This is a genomic window from Bacillus cereus group sp. BceL062 (assembly GCF_051780025.1).
In the GTDB taxonomy this organism is placed as follows: Bacteria; Bacillota; Bacilli; order Bacillales; family Bacillaceae_G; genus Bacillus_A; species Bacillus_A toyonensis.
In genome coordinates this window covers 135,797-155,497 of sequence record NZ_JBPWGY010000010.1, presented here as the reverse complement: position 1 = coordinate 155,497, position 19,701 = coordinate 135,797, and the positions used below count along the sequence as shown (strand labels likewise).

Below are 19,701 nucleotides of genomic sequence, written 5' to 3'. Positions count from 1 at the left end.
AAAAAGAAGTTTACCGTTCGTAGGTAAACTTCTTTTCATATCCATCCCTTTTCTTCCGCAATTGTAATTGCCTCAATTCTATTTTTCGCGTCGAGCTTCGTTAACACTTCAGAAATATAATTACGTACTGTGCCCGGTGAAAGATAAAGTGTTTTCGCAATTTCATTTGCAGTCTTTCCTTCTTTAGCAAGTAACAATACTTCTTTTTCACGATCTGACAACGGATTTTGCTCCTGCCATAAACCAAACATTAAATCTTGAGAAACTTCTCGTTTTCCCTTCATTACATTACGAATCGCTGCGGCTAAATCTTCACTTGGGCTATCTTTTAACAAATATCCGTGCACACCAGCTTTCATTGCTCGTTCAAAATAACCAGGTCTTGCAAATGTTGTTAAAATCATTACTTTGCATGATGATTTTTCTTTCTTTAAAGTCTCAGCGACATCCAATCCACTTTGAATCGGCATTTCAATATCCATAATACTTACATCTGGCTTTAACGATTCAATTAATTTTAACGCCTCTTCCCCGTTCGCAGCTTGCCCAATCACTTCCATATCATCTTCTAAATCAAGTAGGGCTCCTAATGCACCACGAAGCATCCGTTGATCTTCCGCAATAATAATTCGAATCATACCCTCACCTCATCTTTTCCTGTTCTAATGACAACTGGTACTTTTACTGTTAATAGCGTCCCTGAATGTATCGTATTTAGTTCAACAAATCCATCAATAAGAGCAATTCGTTCTTTCATGCCGCGAATACCATTTCCATCATTGTTTTGATCCTCTAAACCAATTCCGTTATCTTCTACTTTCAAAATCAGTTCACCTTGTGATTCTAATACAGAAACTGTACACTGCGTCGCCTTACTATGTTTTACAACATTCGTCACAGCCTCACGTAAACACATTCCTAAAATATTTTGTTCAATCGGTGATAACGAACTTGCACTCGCTTCTTGTTCTATTTCTAATTCAATATTAGCAGCTTGTAAGATCGCTTTTATTTGCTCCAGCTCTTCTTCTACTGTAATCATGCGCATATCAGAAATTAATTCCCTCAGCTGTTTTAAAGCGGTACGAGATGTTTGTGTAATTTCCTTTGCTTCCACACTTGCACGCTCTGGATTTTTTACGATTAACTTCTCAACAAGCTGGCTTTTTAACGTAATAAGAGATAACGTATGGCCTAACGTGTCATGAAGATCCCGTGCAATTCGCTGCCGTTCCTCACGTTTTACTAAATCTTTAATTTGCTCATTCGCTTCGTTTAATTGGTTCTTTAACATCTTTTTCTGATTAAAATTACGCATACCAAATGGCGTAAGAAGCATTAAAATAAACATCGGAACGATATTTACTAAATTTGCCGGTGTTAGTTGATTCATATTTACAAATACAAATGCTCCGAGCATTACAACTAACAGACATAGTAGCACTCGAAATACTTTCTTACTTGGCGCAAAGCCCATCGCACTTGCCGTGAAAAAGCCAAAGAATATCATGAAAGGATTATAAAATATGGCAAATAAAAAGGTTAATATCATTTGAATAAACGCCCACAAAACGAACGTCTTCTGAACAAAATAAAGTTGACGGTATGTGATAATGAAGACTATCAACATACCGATCCCCATTACAAGTTTCCATCCTGATACTTGTGTTAAATTATAAATTGGAAATAACAAATATACGAGCCACATATACGGAAAAAAACCCATATGTTTCGGAAAAATTTCCATCCTCTTCTTCTCTATCATTTATACCGCTTCCTGTCTTTTTCTTATATATATTGATACTACAACAAATATAAGGAAATAACCTCCTAATACCGCGATATTTTCCCATCCAATTGATTTTCCAGCTACAATATCCCACGCACCGCTTCCAAAATGATATGTCGGTGTCCATTCACCAATCGTTCTTAATATTTTCGGGAATACTTCAATCGGCATCCATAACCCGCCAATTACAGCTAAACTCATATTTAAAATATTTGCTAGGCCAGCAGCTGCATCCGCCTTCTTAATGGAACCTATTACTGTTCCGAGTGCTAAAAATGGTGTCACACCTAACAATAACCATAATCCAGCACCAATCCATTGTCCTACCGTTAACTCAACATGATTAATTAATATCCCTGCCATAAAAATAACTAAGATTGAAAAAGCATTTACTACTGTTTGAGCGATAATTTTTGCTGTTAAATACGCCCCTTCAGGAAGCGGTGTAATTTTTAGAAGATGTGTCCAACCTTGCCCTCTTTCCTGAGAAAGTCTCACACCAAAACTAAAAAGTGCAGTCCCTACAATACTAAAAGTCGCCATAGAAATTAAATAATGTGCTTTCCACGCATCTCCGTTTTGTGGCACTTGCACAACATTTGTGAAAATGTAGTAAAACATAACTGGCATTAATAATGAGAAAAAGATAAATAATTTATTACGGAACGTACGTAAAATTTCTATTTTGCATTGCATCCATAAAGCTTTCATGCAATTTCCCCCTTTTGATTTGCGACAAACTGTTCAAATGCTTCATCGAGACTTCCACGTTCAACTGAAACATTTGTTACAGGTAGATTCTTCTGATAAATTGCTTGTAGAGTGGCATCTGTATCTTCCGTCGTTAAAGTGAAGCGCCCTTCATTTGACTGTACTTCTGTTACATGCGGTAATTCCTTTAGTAAACTCTTAGGGATTTTTTCTTTAGAATAAAACGAGATCGTTTTTCGAGAAATCGTCGCTTTCATTTCATCTGGTGTGCCATCTGCGATAATTTTTCCGTTCGCAAACAATAAAATACGATTCGCCAACGCATCTGCTTCCTCTAAATAATGTGTTGTTAAAATAATCGTTTTCCCTTCACTTGCTAACTTTTTAATCGTTTCCCAAAACGTTCTTCGAGACGTAATATCCATTCCAACTGTCGGCTCATCTAAAAATAACAAATCTGGATTTCCCGAAAGTGCGAGTGCAAAATTTAATCTTCTTTTTTGCCCACCTGATAACTTTTCACATCTTTGCTTTCGCTCTGATTCCAAATTTGATAACTGTAGTAATGTTTCTTTCGCTACCGGGTTTGTATAATAACTGCGGAATAGCTCAATTGCCTCTTCCACTGTAATGCTATCAATCACACTTACTTCTTGTAACATTGCCCCAAGGCTATTACGAACGCCTCTATGCTTTGGACTCTTTCCAAATATAGAAACTGTCCCTTCTGTAGGATCTTTTAATCCAAGCATCATCGAAATCATCGTCGTCTTCCCCGCACCATTTGGTCCAAGTAATGCTACTATTTCCCCTTTATCCACGTGAAATGAAACGTTACTTACTGCGTTTTTATGTTTAAATGTTTTAGAAACACCATTTATCTCAATAACCTTTTCCATCTCTCCACCCCCGCTGTTTCTTATATTTACATTGTATTCCTTGGAAAAGTTAGGAAACAGTATGATGCGTCATGACATCCATATGACAATTGTCATGTATTCTTTGTGTGAGGAATCAACCCGCATACCGCAAGCGAGTAGCAGGACGAAAATAAACATGATACAATCGGGTAAGATATATATTCGAGGAAGGACAGTGGTTTTCATGATTATTCGTAATGAACAGGATTTAGAAAGCTTACGAAAAATCGGCCGCATCGTTGCGCTTGCACGTGAAGAAATGAAAAAAGAAGCGAAGCCAGGTATGACAACGAAAGAGCTTGATTTGATCGGTAAAAAAGTATTAGATGAGCATGGTGCTATTTCTGCACCTGAAAAAGAATATGATTTCCCTGGTGTAACTTGCATTAGTGTAAATGAAGAAGTTGCTCACGGCATTCCAGGAGATCGTGTATTAAAAGAAGGCGACTTAGTAAACGTCGACGTATCTGCCGCACTTGATGGTTATTATGCAGATACGGGTATCTCATTTGTACTTGGGAAAGACGAAGAAAAAGAAAAACTTTGCCAAGCAGCTGTTGACGCATTTTGGGCAGCAATGAAAAAAGTTAAAGCTGGTTCAAAACAAAATCAAATTGGTCGTGCGGTTTCAAACTTCGCACATAAAAGTGGATACAATGTTATTCAAAACTTAACTGGTCATGGTATCGGTCTTAGTTTACATGAAGCACCAAACCACATTTTAAGTTATTATGATCCAATGGATAGTGCGCTTCTAAAAGACGGTCTTGTTATCGCTGTAGAGCCATTTATCTCTATGAAAGCTGATCATATTATCGAACGCGGTGATGACGGTTGGACATTCGTTACTCCTGACAAAAGCCTTGTTGCACAATGTGAGCATACAGTTGTCGTAACACGTGGTGAGCCGATAATTTTAACAGAAATATAATACGAAAAAACGACTGTTTTGTAGATTGATTCTACATAAAACAGTCGTTTTTTTATTTTTGGAAAATATATGAAATACTGTTGAACTCTTTATCATTTAAGTATATAATCTTTAGCGAAGGTTATTTAGGCTTATCTTTACTAAAAAGATATTGTCGCTAAGAAGTACCGTACCTTCTTTTTTATTATTTAAAACAGTTTCAAAAATGACCGTAGTAACGATTTAGTCGAATATTCTGTAATTCTTATATTCCTCTAACAATGTAAGAAACAATCGAATTTCCACTTCGGTCCACTAATCGTAAAACTCTTTCTAGGCAAAATAGATGACTATTTTCAAAGTATATATTTTCTTCATTCTGACCAAAATCAACCCTATCTAGATTTTTATTTCCACATAACCTTAAGGCAAAAACAAGCCTTCACAAAGGGATACATTACTTTGGTTAGCATGTATCGTAAAACTTACCTTTATAACCATTCTTTTTATTAGATTCACATGAAAACTCTCACCTATAAAGGTCTGATATTATTTTTATATCAGTATTTTTTTCGACATTTTTTGTCGAATTGTGTATTTTTTCATATAAATGTGTAAATATACATTTTGTTTTACGTTAAATAACACTACATTGAATATCATCTTTTTTTGTCGGAGAACGCGTATAGAAATGGAGGGATAACAAAAACAAATCGCCTATAACAAATACTTTTAATATTCCATTTGTTCATATGGAATAAGTCCCCAATGGACAAAGGAATGTTCAGAGGAGGAACAATGAAAAAACTTTTCAATATATGTTTAACTGTATTCGTACTATTTTCGCAGCTTGCTAGTTTTCCATACAATCAAGTAAGAGCGGAAACCTTAACAGGGGATTCATTATTTGACACTGTTGAAATGAAAGATGCAACTAATCATATTATTGACGAAGCAAAAAATCCTAACAACTTAATAAAGATAGGATCAACCATTCAAGTTGAATACGCTTGGTCAATAAAAGATAAACAAGTTGTACATGCAAACGAGACAGCAGTACTTCAAATACCACTTGCATTGAAAGTATCTAAAGATTTGCAAGGGGATTTAGTAGCAGACCAAAAAAATATTGGTCAATATTTTATAACAGCTAAAGATAATAAATTAAAGCTACTATTTAATGATCAAGTAGAAACTTCAAAAGGTGCTAAAGGAAAAATTAAACTTGATACTGTATTTAACCCAACTTTAACAACTGGAGAAAAATCAGTTCAAATTGCTTTTCCTCTAGGAACAATGCCTCATCCTATTTCAGTTCCTGTTCAAGTAGAAGATGCTAAAGAAGATGTAACCAAACAGGATACTAATAAACAAGCGCAAGATCCAGTAGCTAAACCTGTTACTGGTAATCCGGAGCAAAATCCAACAGCTAAACCTGTTACTGACAATCCAGAGCAAAATCCAGCAACTAAACCTGTTACTGACAATCCGGAACAAAATCCAGCAGCTAAACCTGTTACTGACAATCCAGAGCAAGATCCAGCAACTAAACCTGTTACTGACAATCCGGAACAAAATCCAGCAGCTACGCAAGCCACTGACAACCCAGAACAAAAACTAGCAAGCAACCCTGCTGAGAATACAAATTCAGGTCCAAAGCAAATAACAACAAACATTTTAACAGGTGTAAAGTTAACGGACAAAGACGGAAAACCATTTACAGAGGATAACCGTCCAAGTACAGATTCCCCTGCCAACATTGAGTTTACATGGGAACTTTTAAAATCAATGAATGTCAAAAGTGGAGATTACTATATTTTTGATCTTCCTAAACATTTTAAGATTTACAATACAATTAACAGTCCTTTATACGATAGCGAAAGCAACACAATTGGGAACTTTACTGTTACAAAAGAGGGAAAGGTCACAATGACATTCAACGATTATGTTGAAGAACATCCAGATCTTGTCGGTAACCTACAATTAAAGACAGAATTTAATAAAGCTGAAATTAAAGGTACAACAACACAAGAAATTCCTTTCCCAATTAAAGATAAAGATGTTTCTATTACAGTTGACTTTAAGCCTAATGTCCAAACAGCTACGAATAAAAAAGGGTTACCTGATAGGCCAATTAATACAAATGAAATTAATTGGACAGTAGAGATGAATAAAACGAAAGATAAGCTTAAAAACGCTATTTTTAAAGATAACATCCCACAAGGTACAAGCTTAAATAAAGATTCTATTAAAGTTTATTATTTAGAAGTTGATGTTAATGGGAACGCAACACGTGGTGCAGAAGCTGATCCAGCAGATTACAAAATCACTTCATCAGATGGTTCAAAATTAGAGATTGCTTTTAAAGATAACATCGATAAAGCATACCAAATCGAATATACCACAAAAATTACTGATGAAAATGTTGAAAATTTCCAAAATAACGTTACGATAACGAGTGATAATCAAAAGCAACAAAACGCAAGCTCTACTGTAACGGTTTCTCGTGGTACACATTTAAACAAAACGAGTAAATATGATCCAAAGACGCAAATGATTGAATGGACAATTACTTACAATGGTGATCAAAGAGATATCAAAAAAACAGATGCAATTTTAAAAGATGTTTTTGACGCTGCACATGTACTAGATGAAAATTCCATTGTCGTGAAAAATGCTTCATATGATGATAAAGGAAAGCTTGTAACAGGAGGCGCTGTTACTAATTACACTGTAAGTAAAAAGAAAAATGGATTCGACCTACAGTTTAATGAGGATATTAATAGTGCTTATGTAATTACCTATAAAACAAAGCCAACTGGTAACGTCATAACAGATGGAAAAGTAAAAAATACAGTTACAGCTGATAATGGTTCAAGTAAAGAAAATGAAGCCGGCTTCAAGCAGCAAAATATTATTAAATCTAATAATAAAGCTGAAACAAACTATAAAGACAAAACAACAACTTGGACAATTATAGTAAATAATAACAACTATCCATTAAACAACGCGATCATTACGGATACCTTTGATCATGGTGGATTGCAATTAAAAGATAAGAAATTAGAAATTAAAGACGGAGATTATACTCTTCAAGCTGGGACTGACTATGTTTTAGATGTGACGGATAAAGGTTTCAACATTACCCTTATAGGTACATATCAGTCTAATATGACAAAGACATTAGTTGTAAAATATACAACAGACTTTGACTATACAAAATTGGAAAGTGGTAAAACTTCCTTTAAAAATACAGGTAACATATCTTGGATAGATGCAGATTCCAACAAACAATCAAATAAAGATGCAGCTAATTTTGATCCTGATGCTTTCACAAAGGCGAATGGGTATAAATACGGTTCTTATAACGCCCAAACAAAAGAAATCACTTGGATAATAGGCTTTAATTATAATAACGTTGAGATTAAAGATCCTTATGTTATAGACGTAATACAAGATAAACAAAAGTTAGTACCAGGATCCATCGAAGTGCGCGACATGATTTTAAATGGAAGTCCGGATAACGCAAAACCTGGTAATGCTGTACCGACTGAGCAATATGAACTTGAAGAGCCTACAGATAGAAATAAAAACACCCTAAAGGTTCATTTCAAACAATCAATTAATTCACCTTATTATATTATCTTTAAAACAAGTCTTGATGGTGAGCTTATCCAGGGTACCTACAAAAACGAGGCAGAGTTAAAAGATGGCTCTAAAATTGTTAACACTCTTAAAGGTGATGCTCAAGTAAATAAAGGTGATAGCTTTGTCACAAAAAAAGCTGTACAAGATGACAACTATATTAATTGGAGTATTGCAATTAACGAAAGCCAATCAACCATTGCAGACGCAGTTGTAACAGACGATCCAACAGACAATCAGGTACTTGTGGACGATTCATTCCACTTATATCCTACAACTGTCGATCCATATGGAAATTTAACAAAAGATACAGCAAATGAATTAAAACAAGGAACAGACTATAAGTTAAAGATCACAACAGACAATAATACAGGAAAGCAACATTTCGAAATTGCCTTCTTGAAAAAAATTGATCGAGCTTATATTTTAGAATATCGTTCACTTATTAATGCAGACGATAAAGAAAAAGTAAGTAATAAAGCGAAAATCGCAGGCAATAAGTTAACAGTAACAAATACAGAAACTACCGAAACGATTGAAGTACGAATGTCTTCTGGTTCGGGCGGAGGATCTGCTACTAAAGGTCGTGGAAACCTTGAAATTATAAAGGTAGATAATGACAATAAGAACGTACCATTGGCCGGGGCAGAATTTACTTTATACGATCGTACAGGGAAAACTGTTATCCGTAAAATCACAACAGACAAAGACGGGATTGCTAAATTTAATAACTTAAAACGCGATAAATATTTATTAAAAGAAACAAAAGCTCCTGAAGGCTATGTAATTAGCTGGGATTTAAAACAAGGGAAAATCGTTGAGCTTGGTACACAAGAGACTACAACATATACACTTGCAAATAAGAAATTTGTCGGGAAAGTAGTTTTAACAAAATCTGATGACCTGAATAAAAACGTAACACTGCAAGGTGCCGTTTTCACACTACTTGATAAAGACAAAAAAGTAATTTCAGAACACAAAGAATTAACAACAAATAATAACGGACAAATTATTATAGATAAACTAAAGCCAGGAACTTACTACTTACAAGAAACGAAGGCTCCTGAGCATTATCAACTAGATAGCAAACTAATTCGATTTACTATCTCTGAAGATCAAACAACAGTAGTAAACCGAACTGCGACAAATAGTTTAACTAAAGGATCTGCTCTTTTAACAAAAGTTGATAATCATAATAAAACTTTAGCAGGGGCAGAGTTTACTGTTCAAGATCGCAACGGAAAAAATATTACTGGATATGAGAAATTAACAACAAATGAACATGGACAAATCGAAGCAAAAGATTTACGTCCTGGTAAATACCAATTTGTCGAAACAAAAGCTCCTGAGCATTATGAATTAGACAAAACACCTATCCTATTTGAAATAGAAAAAAGCCAAACTACAGCAGCTTCTGTTAAAGCAAAAAACACTTTAATTAAAGGTGGCGTGACTTTAACAAAAATTGATGATGTTGATGGTACTACCCTTGAAGGTGCGGTATTCAAAATTGTAAACGACAAAAACGAAGACGTGCGTACAAACTTAAAAACGGAAAAAGATGGAACCTTATCCATTAAAGATTTAGAGCCTGGTGAGTATCAATTTATTGAAACAACACCACCTAAATATTATGACTTAAATAAAGAACCAATTCCGTTTACAATCGAGAAAAGTCAAACAAGTATCATTCCAATTACTGCTAAAAACAGTTTAACAACTGGTGCCGTTGAGTTAGTAAAAGTCGACGAATTTGATAAAAAGACTCCTCTTGCTGGAGCTATGTTCAAAATTGTTAATGAAAAGAATGAAGACGTTCGTATGGATTTAACTACCGATACAAACGGAACTATTAAAGCTTCTGACTTACGTCCAGGCAAATATAAATTTATTGAAACGAAAGCTCCTGAACATTATGAACTGCGATCAACACCAATTGAATTTACAATTGAAAAAGGTCAAAAAACATCGATTGTTATTACAGCTGAAAATAGTCTATTACCAGGCGATGTTGAACTAACAAAAGTCGATGATGTTGATGGCACTGCACTTACAGGTGCCGTTTTCAAAATTGTTAATAACAAAAATGAAGATGTCCGTACAGAATTAGTTACGAATCAAGAAGGTAAAATTATTGCTACTGGTTTACGTCCAGGTAACTATAAATTTATCGAAACGAAAGCTCCTGAGCATTACGACTTAAATAAAAAACCGATTGAATTTACAATTAAGGAAAGCCAAGCAACTGCTATTAACGTTACTGCTAAAAACAGCTTAACAAAAGGCGGTATTGAGTTAACAAAAGTGAATGCTGCAGATGAAAAGGAAACACTTGAAGGTGCAGTATTTAAAATTGTAGATGCAAATGATGATACAAAGGTAATTCATAAAGACCTTGTTACGAATAGTGATGGAAAGTTAGTGGTGGACGACTTACGCCCTGGTAACTATAAACTAATCGAAACAAAGGCCCCTACTTATTACGATGTAAATGTAGAACCAATTGAATTTACAATCGAAAAAGGGCAACAAAAACTAATTCCACTTACATTTAAAAATAGTTTGACGAAAGGGAAAGTTAAACTAATTAAAGAAGATGATGTGGAAAGCAGTATAGCTCTTGCTGGCGCGGTATTCACATTACAAGACGCAACTGGCAACGAAATTATGAAAGATTTAAAAACAGATGATTATGGAGTACTAGTTATTCCAGATTTAGCACCAGGTGATTACCAATTTATTGAAACCGAAGCTCCTGAACATTATAAGTTAGACAAAAAACCTATTAAGTTCACAATTAAAAAAGGTAGCAAGGAAGTTCTTCCTATCCCTGTTACTGTAAAAAATAGTTTACTTACAGGTGGCGTCACTTTAACTAAAGTTGATGATGTTGATGGCACTACTCTTGAAGGTGCAGAATTTATAATTGTTGACGCTCATGATACTAAAAAGGTAATTCGTACAGGTTTAACGACTGATAAACAAGGTAAAGTTACTGCTTCTGATTTACGTCCTGGAGATTATCAATTTATTGAAGTAAAAGCTCCAAAAGACTATATCTTAAGCAAAGACCCTATTCCATTCACTATCAAAAAAAGTCAAAAAGAGAATATTACTGTTACTGCTACTAACAGCTTAAAGAAAGGTGCAGTAACATTAACAAAAATCGATGACATCGATCGTACGATGCTCGAAGGTGCAATCTTTAAGATTGTTGATATGAATGGTAAGGAAGTTCATACGAATCTTGTTACAGATAAAAACGGAAAAATTTCTGTTTCTGATTTACGCCCTGGCGACTATCAGTTCATTGAAACAAAAGCTCCTGAGCACTATGTATTAGATGAAACAACGATTCCATTTACAATTGAAAGAAGTCAAACGAAAGAGATCAATGTTACAGGCAAAAATGCTTTGAAAAAAGGTAGCGTTGAACTAACAAAGATTGACGATATTGATATAAATACAAAACTTGCTAACGCCGTATTTAACTTATTAGATGCAGACGGAGAGCTAGTTGAAGAAGGCTTAAAAACAAATGATGAAGGTAAAATTGTTGTTGAAAATCTACGTCCTGGTACGTATCAATTCGTTGAAACAATTGCTCCTGAACATTACGTTTTAGATAAAAAACCTATCGTATTTACAATTAAAAAGAGCCAAACTGAAACTCTTCATGTCACTGCTACAAATACTTTAACAAAGGGTGCAGTTAAACTTTCTAAAGTAGATGATGTTGATGGCACTGTTCTTAAAGATGCAGCATTTAAAATTGTTAATATGAACGGTGATGTAGTTCATAAAGACCTTGTTACAAATGAAAAAGGAATAATCGAAATTAACGACCTACGTCCTGGTGATTACCAATTCATCGAAACGAAAGCTCCTAAGCATTACGTTTTAGATGAAACACCGATTAGTTTCACTATCGAAAAAGGACAGAAGAAAGCTATTTCTTTAACTGCTACAAATAGCTTAAAACAAGGTAGTATCGAATTACTTAAAGTTGATGATTTAAACAATCAAACAAAACTTGCCGATGCGGTATTTAATTTACTAGATCAAGATGGCAAAGTACTTAAAACAGATCTAAAAACAAACAGTGAAGGTAAAATCGTTATCGAAAACTTACGTCCTGGTACGTATCAATTCGTTGAAATAACGGCTCCTGAACACTATGATTTAGACAAAAAACCAATTATATTTACAATTGAAAAAAGCCAAAAAGATATTGCTACCGTTACTATGAAAAATAGTTTAACAAAAGGCGGCGTGGAACTTTCTAAAGTGGATGACGTCGATGGCACTACTCTTGAAGGCGCAGTATTTAAAATTGTGGATATGAATGGCACTGTAATTCACAAAGATCTTGTTACGAATCAACAAGGTAAAATTAGCGTTTCTGACCTACGTCCTGGTGATTATCAATTCATCGAGACAACGGCTCCGAAACACTATGATTTAAACAAAGAGCCAATTCCATTCACAATCACAAAGAGCCAAGCTCATCCTATCTCCGTTACAGCTACAAATAGCTTAACGAAAGGCGCTGTGGAACTTTCTAAAGTGGATGATGTAGATGGTACTGCTCTTAAAGATGCGATATTTAAAATTACTGATATGAATGGTAACGACATTCGCACTGAGCTTACAACAGATGTACATGGAAAAATTTCTGTTTCTGATTTACGCCCTGGGGACTATCAGTTTATTGAAACGAAAGCTCCTGAACACTATAAATTAGATAGTACACCTATTAAGTTTACAATTAAGAAAAGCCAAAAAGAAAAGCTCCAAGTTACTGCTAAAAATAGCTTAACTGAGGGTGCTGTAGAATTAATAAAAGTGGATGATATAAATCCAGATACAAAACTTTCTGATGCAGTGTTTAACATCATCGATGCGAAAGGTAAAATTGTTCGTACTGATTTAACTACTGATAAAGATGGTAAGGTTACTGCTACGAACTTACGCCCAGGAGACTATCAATTCATTGAAACGAAAGCTCCTAAGCATTACGATTTAAATAAAACACCTATCAGCTTCACTATCGAGAGAAGTCAACTAACTCACGTTTCTGTTACTGCTAAGAATGGCCTAACAAAAGGTGGCGTGGAATTAACGAAAGTTGACTCTATAGATAAGAAAGAAATGCTAGAAGGTGCGGTATTTAAAATTACTGATATGAATGGTAACGACATTCGTACGAATTTAGTTACAAATAAAGATGGTAAAATCATCGCGAAAGGCCTACAACCAGGAGACTATCAATTCGTTGAAACGAAAGCTCCGAAACATTATGACTTAGACGAAACACCAATTAAGTTCACAATTGAAAGAAGTCAAACAAAGCACGTCTTCGTTACTGCTATTAACAGCTTAACGAAAGGTAGTGTGGAGTTAATTAAAGTAGATGATGTTGAACAAAATACAACGCTTGAGGGTGCAGTATTTAAAATTGTTAATAAAGATGGACACAATGTCCATACTGATTTAACTACTGATAAAAATGGCCGTTTAGTCGTTGATAACTTACCACCGGGAGACTATGAGTTTATCGAAACGAAAGCTCCTGAACACTATGACTTAAACGAAACACCGATTAAGTTCACAGTTAAAAAAGGTCAAGAAAAAATCGCTTCTGTTACAGCTTTAAATAGTTTAACAAAGGGTTCAATTAAGTTAACTAAAGTTGATATTGATCACCATGGAACACTTGAAGGTGCCATTTTCAATATTTTAGACCAAGATGGAAAAGTCATCCGAGAAGGTTTAAAAACAGATCAACACGGAAAAGTAATCGTAAATGATTTGAAACCTGGTAATTATCAATTAGTAGAAACAAAGGCTCCTAAAGGCTATCAATTAGATGCATCACCAATAAACTTTACAATTGATAAGACCCAAGCTACGCCACTACAAATTACAGTTTCAAATAAAAAAATTGAATCTTCTTCAGGTGGAGATGACAAGCCAGTTACTCCTCCAAATAAAGAAGAAAACAAAGGCAATGAAACATCTGAGAAACACGAAAACGGAACTTCTGAAGAAACATCGAATAAAACAGATAACAAACCGCAAAATGATCGAAATACGGATAAACACCTTCCAAATACAGGTCATAAAGAAGATCCTACACAAACAGTAGGTATTGTTCTTCTACTCGCTGGATTGTTAAGTATTTTAGCTACAAAACGAAAAAAACATTATTAATTTTTTTCACATCCAATTAATCTCTCAATTGATTGGATGTTTTTTTATACAAAAAAGACGATACATAAAGTATCGTCTTTTTAACGGGGTGAGGCTGCCCAAAAGTACGGAAAACCTTTGAACAGCCTCGTATTTTCATATGGATGCCTTACATATATCACTGATGATAATTATGAAATGCGGAAACATATTTATCATCATATGATTCAAACATGAGAAAAGAAACCCTACAGTGGATTCTTTTCTCTACATAATCTAAAGTTTGGGTACACTAGATTCATGCAATGTAGGAGCTTTCCAAACAGAAAGCTAACCTTCATTTAAGATGATAGCATACATATCTCCACCAAAAATATGCAAATATGCATATAGCATTTTTATTTCTCAATGTCAGAATATTGAAAAATAAATGGTGCACAGGTAAAATAAAGTCGTTATCCGTCTTCTTTTGTCAGTCAGAGAGAATAGAAGAATGGGAGAGGAAAAAATGATAAAATCGTTGAAACAAAAAATGGTAAGCTCTTTACTTGCCGTATCACTTGCTGTCGGTTTAGCTCCAATCGGACAAGCAAAAGCTGATTCCACCTCAGAAATTACACAGACTCCATCTATTACAAAACAAATTGATGCAAACCGTGCCATCGAACATATCCGTTTCTTATCCGAAACAATTGGTCCTCGTCCTGGTGGAACAAAGTCTGAAGAATGGGCTTCTCGCTATATTGGTATGCAGCTTAAATCGATGGGCTATGAAGTTGAATATCAGCCATTTCAAGTGCCGGATCAGTACGTTGGATTTATTGAATCGCCATTATCCACAAAACGTAATTGGCAAGCCGGTGCTGCTCCTAATGCACTAATTTCTGCAGAGGCTGTTACAGCCCCTCTTATCTTTGTTAAAGGTGGAACAAAATTAGCGGATATTCCAAATGAAGTTAATGGTAAAATTGTTCTATTCGAAAGAGGAACAACGATAGCAGACTATAATAAACAAGTTGAAAATGCTGTTAGTAAAGGTGCAAAAGGCGTTCTTTTATACAGTTTAATTGGGGGGCGTGGAAACTACGGACAAACTTTCAATCCCCGCTTAATGAAAAAACAGTCTGTTCCTGTATTTGGTCTTGCTTACGCTCAAGGAAATGCATTTAAAGAAGAAATTGCGAAAAAAGGAACGACAATCCTTTCTTTAAAAGCCAGACATGAATCTAATTTAACTTCTCTAAATGTTATTGCGAAAAAGAAACCAAAAAATAGTACAGGTAATGCAAAAGCTGTCGTTATAAGTTCACACTATGATAGCGTCGTTGGAGCACCTGGTGCCAACGATAATGCTTCTGGGACTGGATTGGTATTAGAATTAGCTCGTGCTTTGCAAAATATAGAAACTGATAAAGAAATTCGTTTTATTACTTTCGGCTCCGAGGAAACTGGATTACTTGGTTCAGACCATTATGTAAATAGCCTATCTCAGAAAGAACGTGACCGTATTTTAGGTGTCTTTAACGCTGATATGGTTGCAACAAATTATGATAAAGCAAAAAATTTATACGCTATGACACCTGATGGTTCTACAAATCTTGTAACAGATGCAGCCCTGCAAGCGGGTAAACAATTAAATAATAACCTCGTTCTTCAAGGAAAATTCGGCTCTAGTGATCACGTACCGTTTGCTGAAGTTGGTATTCCTGCCGCTCTATTTATTTGGATGGGTGTCGATAGCTGGAATCCATTAATCTATCATATTGAAAAGGTATACCATACACCTCAAGATAATGTGTTAGAAAACATTTCGCCTGAACGTATGAAAATGGCATTAGACGTTATCGGGACAGGAGTTTATAATACACTTCAAACACCTGTTACTCAAACTGAACAGAAGGCCGCTTAATGCTTTAAAAGACCACTGAGTTTATCGGTGGTTTTTTATTGAGAAAAAATATATATGCATAAAAGCATATTTTCTCCTATGTATTATCGTATACAATATTAACTGTAACAAAAATGATTACAACTAATAAGGAGGCTTTTTCTACTATGAAAAAAATGATTTTAGCAGGTGCGTTAACTTTAGCAGGAATTACTGGAGCTACCGCCTTTATTCCAGAAACAAAGGCTGCCGCCGCTCAAGAACAAAGCTTTACAAAATTTTATTCTTTGCAAACTGGAAGTAGTTCCGAACAAGAACCTATTTTCCTTCAAAAAGGACAAGAACTAACAATTCATCCTAACAGCAAAACCCCTAGTTACAGTGTTTATGACTCAAATCATAACCTTATTGGGCGTTATTCTGATGGTTACGGCAGAATTTTCGCTGCAAAAACAGATGGAAATATGTATGTCCAATTTCATGCACCTTACGTGTACTATAGTCCTGTTAGTTTTTCTGTTACTTATACAATTCAATAAAAAGGAGGCCCTTTATAGGGCCTCTCTTATTGCTCTTTCCAATTCACTTTTACAAATCCATCTTTCACCATGAAACCACTTATATTAAATACGTACTTTTCGTTTGCCTTCAATGTAACTGTAAAAGTACCTTTTTTCGATTCACAGATTTCTTTTAACTCTTTCATACTTTCCGCTTGTCTTTCATACAAACTAAAGCATAAGTTACCACGTCTTGCATCTGTTTCATAAAAAAATGTTACTTCTGTATCTTTTTCGTACTCAAGCTCAATGTCTTTCCCCGCAGTATCCCATGATGAGAACTTGGCCTCGTAACTTGCCTCTCCTTGCTTCTCGCTTTCTAAATATATATCTCCGGCTTTCCACGTATCATCTAACGTTTGGACAAAAGCAAAGCCACTGAGTAATACAAACATTACACTTGCAAATATGGCAACTAACGTTATTTTTTGTTTTTTCATACCCTTCATCATATGTTCTCCTTCTACTCTCTTTTTACTTCTTCGCATCATATATAACAAAACTCCAATAAAGAATGGTAATAGAATCGATACCACACTCCACCACTTACTTATTCCATGCGTTTTTGCATCTGTATATACCCATGATGCTATACATACTAAAAGTGCTATAAAAGCAAAAAACATTGTAACTCCTGCCACCTCAAATATCACAAATGGATTAGCGAACTCTTTCATATATTTGTTTGATAAAAATTATATTTTTTTATTATCTCCATACAAAAAGGCAACCACACCATCGTGTGATTGCCTTTTACTTAAAGCGAAAGTCCGCTTCCGCTTTTCTTCATTGTCCAGCTCCAGCGGCTAGAATACTCAGTGGCTTCGCGCCTTCCTCCGAGGCAAAGTACGCCTCTCTGTCAGGAGCTCCATCCCCTCCTATTCTAAACGAGCCGCTTCCGCTTTTCTTCATTACATTTTTTCTGGTGCAGATACTCCTACGATTGCTAGTGCGTTTTGAAGTGTAGTGCGTACTGCTTTCATTAATTCGTAACGAGCTTTACTTAACTCTAAGTTATCTTGGTTTAATACTTTCTCTGCATTGTAGAAGCTGTGTAGTGCTGCAGCTAATTCAAATGCATAGTTTGTAATGCGGTGTGGCAGACGTTTTTGCGCTGCATCCGCAACTACAGCTGGGAATTCACCAAGTTTTTTCAGTAATTCTACTTCTTTCTCAGAAGTAACAAGTTTATAGTTCACGTCTCCGCCTGTAGCTAATCCTAACTCTTCACCTTGACGAAGGATACTGCATACACGAGCATGTGCATATTGCGCATAGTATACTGGATTTTCATTAGATTTTGATACAGCTAAGTCCATATCGAAGTCTAAATGAGAATCACCGCTACGCATTGCAAAGAAGTAACGCATTGCGTCCACGCCTACTTCTTCCATAAGCTCACGAAGTGTAACTGCTTTACCCGTACGCTTACTCATCTTCATTTTTTCACCGTTTTGGTATAGTTGTACCATTTGGATGATTTCTACTTCTAATGTGTCTTTATCGTAACCAAGTGCTTGTATCGCAGCTTTCATACGAGGAATGTAACCGTGGTGGTCAGCACCCCAAATGTTGATTAATTTATCGAAACCACGCTCTAATTTGTCGCGATGGTAAGCGATATCTGGCGTTAAGTATGTGTAAGAACCGTCGTTTTTAATTAATACACGGTTTTTGTCGTCACCGTAAGTCATTGAGCGGAACCAAGTTGCGCCGCCTTCTTCAAAGATTTCGTCACGCTCTTTTAATACAGCAAGAGCCTGATCAATTTTTCCGTTTTTGTATAATGATGTTTCTGAGAACCATACATCGAATTTAACACGGAAGCTCTCTAAGTCTTTTTGAAGTTTTGCTAACTCATATTTCAAACCGTATGAACGATAGAACTCATAGCTTTCTTCTGCATCAGCTTTCGCATAACGATCGCCAAACTCTTCAGCTAAACGTTTACCGATACCGATAATATCTGCACCGTGGTAACCGTCTTCTGGCATTTCTTTATCTAAACCTAACGCTTGCATGTAACGAGCTTCAACAGAAAGAGCTAAATTATGAATTTGGTTACCCGCGTCATTAATGTAGTACTCACGAGATACATCGTATCCTGCTTTTGCTAATACGTTACATAAAGTGTCGCCTACCGCAGCACCGCGTGCATGTCCTAAGTGAAGGTCACCTGTTGGATTCGCAGATACGAACTCAATTTGTACTTTTTCACCTTTACCAGTGTTCGTTTCACCGTAAGCTTCACCAGCATTAACGATTGTTGGAATTAAGTCTGTTAAGTAACTATTATCCATATAGAAGTTAATAAAACCAGGACCAGCGATTTCAATTTTTTCAATAGAAGCTTTTGCTTTATCAAAGTTTGCAACTAATTCTTCTGCAATCATACGAGGTGCTTTTTTCGCAACACGTGCAAGTTGCATTGCCATATTTGTAGAGAAATCACCATTTGTTTTATCTTTTGGAGATTCTAATACAACGTTTGGAATTTGTTCTTCTGTTGCTAATTCTGCCTTTAATACAGCAGCTTGAATTTCTTCTTTAATCAATCCTTTTACCTGTTCTAAAGAATTCATTATTTTGCCTCCTTCAAGTTAATTGTAATTGTATATCTGCCAGCTTCTTGTTCACTTAGAAGCAATGCGTACGTTAAGAAGAGTTGTCCTTTTTTCTTTTCATCCGACCATTTAAAAAGAACGTTATCAGTTTTCGTTTGCAGTGCAAACGTACCAAGTTCACTCGTGTACGTACCAGTTGTCCATTCACCTTTCACATGCGTCTGACGCATAGAAATAGCACCTGAACGCATAATGAGAACTTGTTCATCTTGAATTTTTATAATTGTCTTCACTTCGCCTTGTTCGTTCGGCTCTTGGAATGTTACGTATGTACCTTGACCTTTTACATAGTATTGACCATTTGCTTCAAAAGCAACGGTTTCCTTCCTCGCCCCTTCACGGATTTCTGTTACGAAATGAACGTGTACCGGCAAGCCTGCAAGTTGTTTCTTCACGTCTTGCACACCTTTCAAATGTTATAGATATTAAATACTACTTATAATAAATCACTTTTCCTATCAT

General features: G+C 35.5%; 11 protein-coding genes. 4 read left to right on the top strand and 7 right to left on the bottom strand.

The features are described 5' to 3' along the window. Window positions 1-35 precede the first annotated feature (35 nt). Genes ACS2MN_RS22235 through ACS2MN_RS22220 form a run of 4 tightly spaced genes read right to left on the bottom strand, consistent with a single transcriptional unit; the run spans window position 36 to window position 3,399 of the window. Complete coding sequence (locus ACS2MN_RS22235; RefSeq protein WP_000619274.1) at window positions 36-638, bottom strand: response regulator transcription factor; 603 nt, start codon at window positions 636-638, stop codon at window positions 36-38. Beyond that, the gene (locus ACS2MN_RS22230) at window positions 635-1,765 is read right to left on the bottom strand and encodes a sensor histidine kinase (protein WP_000570637.1); all 1,131 of its coding nucleotides are present in this window, start codon (window positions 1,763-1,765) and stop codon (window positions 635-637) included. The genes ACS2MN_RS22235 and ACS2MN_RS22230 overlap by 4 nt, the downstream gene beginning before the upstream one ends. Further along, entirely contained in the window at window positions 1,766-2,500 is a 735-nt protein-coding gene (locus ACS2MN_RS22225) for an ABC transporter permease (RefSeq protein WP_000646291.1), read from the bottom strand. Next, window positions 2,497-3,399, bottom strand: a complete 903-nt coding sequence (locus ACS2MN_RS22220) for an ABC transporter ATP-binding protein (protein WP_000416592.1) — start codon at window positions 3,397-3,399, stop codon at window positions 2,497-2,499. The genes ACS2MN_RS22225 and ACS2MN_RS22220 overlap by 4 nt, the downstream gene beginning before the upstream one ends. Window positions 3,400-3,556: 157 nt before the next feature. Here ACS2MN_RS22220 and map point away from each other — a divergent pair, with 157 nt between their 5' ends. From map to ACS2MN_RS22200, 4 genes are all read left to right on the top strand, one after another. Continuing rightward, on the top strand, window positions 3,557-4,351 hold the full coding sequence (gene map, locus ACS2MN_RS22215) for a type I methionyl aminopeptidase (protein ID WP_002106654.1): 795 nt from the start codon (window positions 3,557-3,559) through the stop codon (window positions 4,349-4,351). Window positions 4,352-5,128: 777 nt separating this feature from the next. Then, window positions 5,129-14,188 carry a SpaA isopeptide-forming pilin-related protein gene (locus ACS2MN_RS22210; protein ID WP_346994765.1) on the top strand — a complete coding sequence of 3,020 codons (9,060 nt, stop codon included), beginning with the start codon at window positions 5,129-5,131 and terminating at the stop codon, window positions 14,186-14,188. A gap of 487 nt (window positions 14,189-14,675) precedes the next feature. After that, window positions 14,676-16,076 (top strand): M28 family metallopeptidase, encoded by a 1,401-nt coding sequence (locus tag ACS2MN_RS22205; RefSeq protein WP_346994764.1) that lies wholly within the window; start codon window positions 14,676-14,678, stop codon window positions 16,074-16,076. A 146-nt stretch (window positions 16,077-16,222) separates the two neighbouring features. Beyond that, a complete protein-coding gene (locus ACS2MN_RS22200; RefSeq protein WP_000738215.1) occupies window positions 16,223-16,594 on the top strand; it encodes a hypothetical protein in 372 nt (123 codons plus the stop codon). 26 nt (window positions 16,595-16,620) lie between these two features. Here ACS2MN_RS22200 and ACS2MN_RS22195 read toward each other — a convergent pair whose 3' ends face one another. The 3 genes from ACS2MN_RS22195 to ACS2MN_RS22185 form a co-directional block, all read right to left on the bottom strand. Beyond that, window positions 16,621-17,292, bottom strand: coding sequence for a hypothetical protein (locus tag ACS2MN_RS22195; RefSeq protein WP_000657184.1), 672 nt, complete (start codon window positions 17,290-17,292; stop codon window positions 16,621-16,623). Window positions 17,293-17,526: 234 nt separating this feature from the next. Continuing rightward, on the bottom strand, window positions 17,527-19,197 hold the full coding sequence (gene argS, locus ACS2MN_RS22190; protein WP_001086439.1) for an arginine--tRNA ligase: 1,671 nt from the start codon (window positions 19,195-19,197) through the stop codon (window positions 17,527-17,529). Further along, entirely contained in the window at window positions 19,197-19,634 is a 438-nt protein-coding gene (locus ACS2MN_RS22185; RefSeq protein WP_000744343.1) for a DUF1934 domain-containing protein, read from the bottom strand. The genes argS and ACS2MN_RS22185 overlap by 1 nt, the downstream gene beginning before the upstream one ends. Window positions 19,635-19,701: the final 67 nt, after the last annotated feature.

Excerpts from the sequence above, each read along its gene's own strand:
- ACS2MN_RS22235 (WP_000619274.1), bottom strand. The coding sequence starts at position 638 with ATGATTCGAATTATTATTGCGGAAGATCAACGGATGCTTCGTGGTGCA.
- ACS2MN_RS22230 (WP_000570637.1), bottom strand. The coding sequence starts at position 1,765 with ATGATAGAGAAGAAGAGGATGGAAATTTTTCCGAAACATATGGGTTTT.
- ACS2MN_RS22225 (WP_000646291.1), bottom strand. The coding sequence starts at position 2,500 with ATGAAAGCTTTATGGATGCAATGCAAAATAGAAATTTTACGTACGTTC.
- ACS2MN_RS22220 (WP_000416592.1), bottom strand. The coding sequence starts at position 3,399 with ATGGAAAAGGTTATTGAGATAAATGGTGTTTCTAAAACATTTAAACAT.
- map (WP_002106654.1), top strand. The coding sequence starts at position 3,557 with ATGATACAATCGGGTAAGATATATATTCGAGGAAGGACAGTGGTTTTC.
- ACS2MN_RS22210 (WP_346994765.1), top strand. The coding sequence starts at position 5,129 with ATGAAAAAACTTTTCAATATATGTTTAACTGTATTCGTACTATTTTCG.
- ACS2MN_RS22205 (WP_346994764.1), top strand. The coding sequence starts at position 14,676 with ATGATAAAATCGTTGAAACAAAAAATGGTAAGCTCTTTACTTGCCGTA.
- ACS2MN_RS22200 (WP_000738215.1), top strand. The coding sequence starts at position 16,223 with ATGAAAAAAATGATTTTAGCAGGTGCGTTAACTTTAGCAGGAATTACT.
- ACS2MN_RS22195 (WP_000657184.1), bottom strand. The coding sequence starts at position 17,292 with ATGAAAGAGTTCGCTAATCCATTTGTGATATTTGAGGTGGCAGGAGTT.
- argS (WP_001086439.1), bottom strand. The coding sequence starts at position 19,197 with ATGAATTCTTTAGAACAGGTAAAAGGATTGATTAAAGAAGAAATTCAA.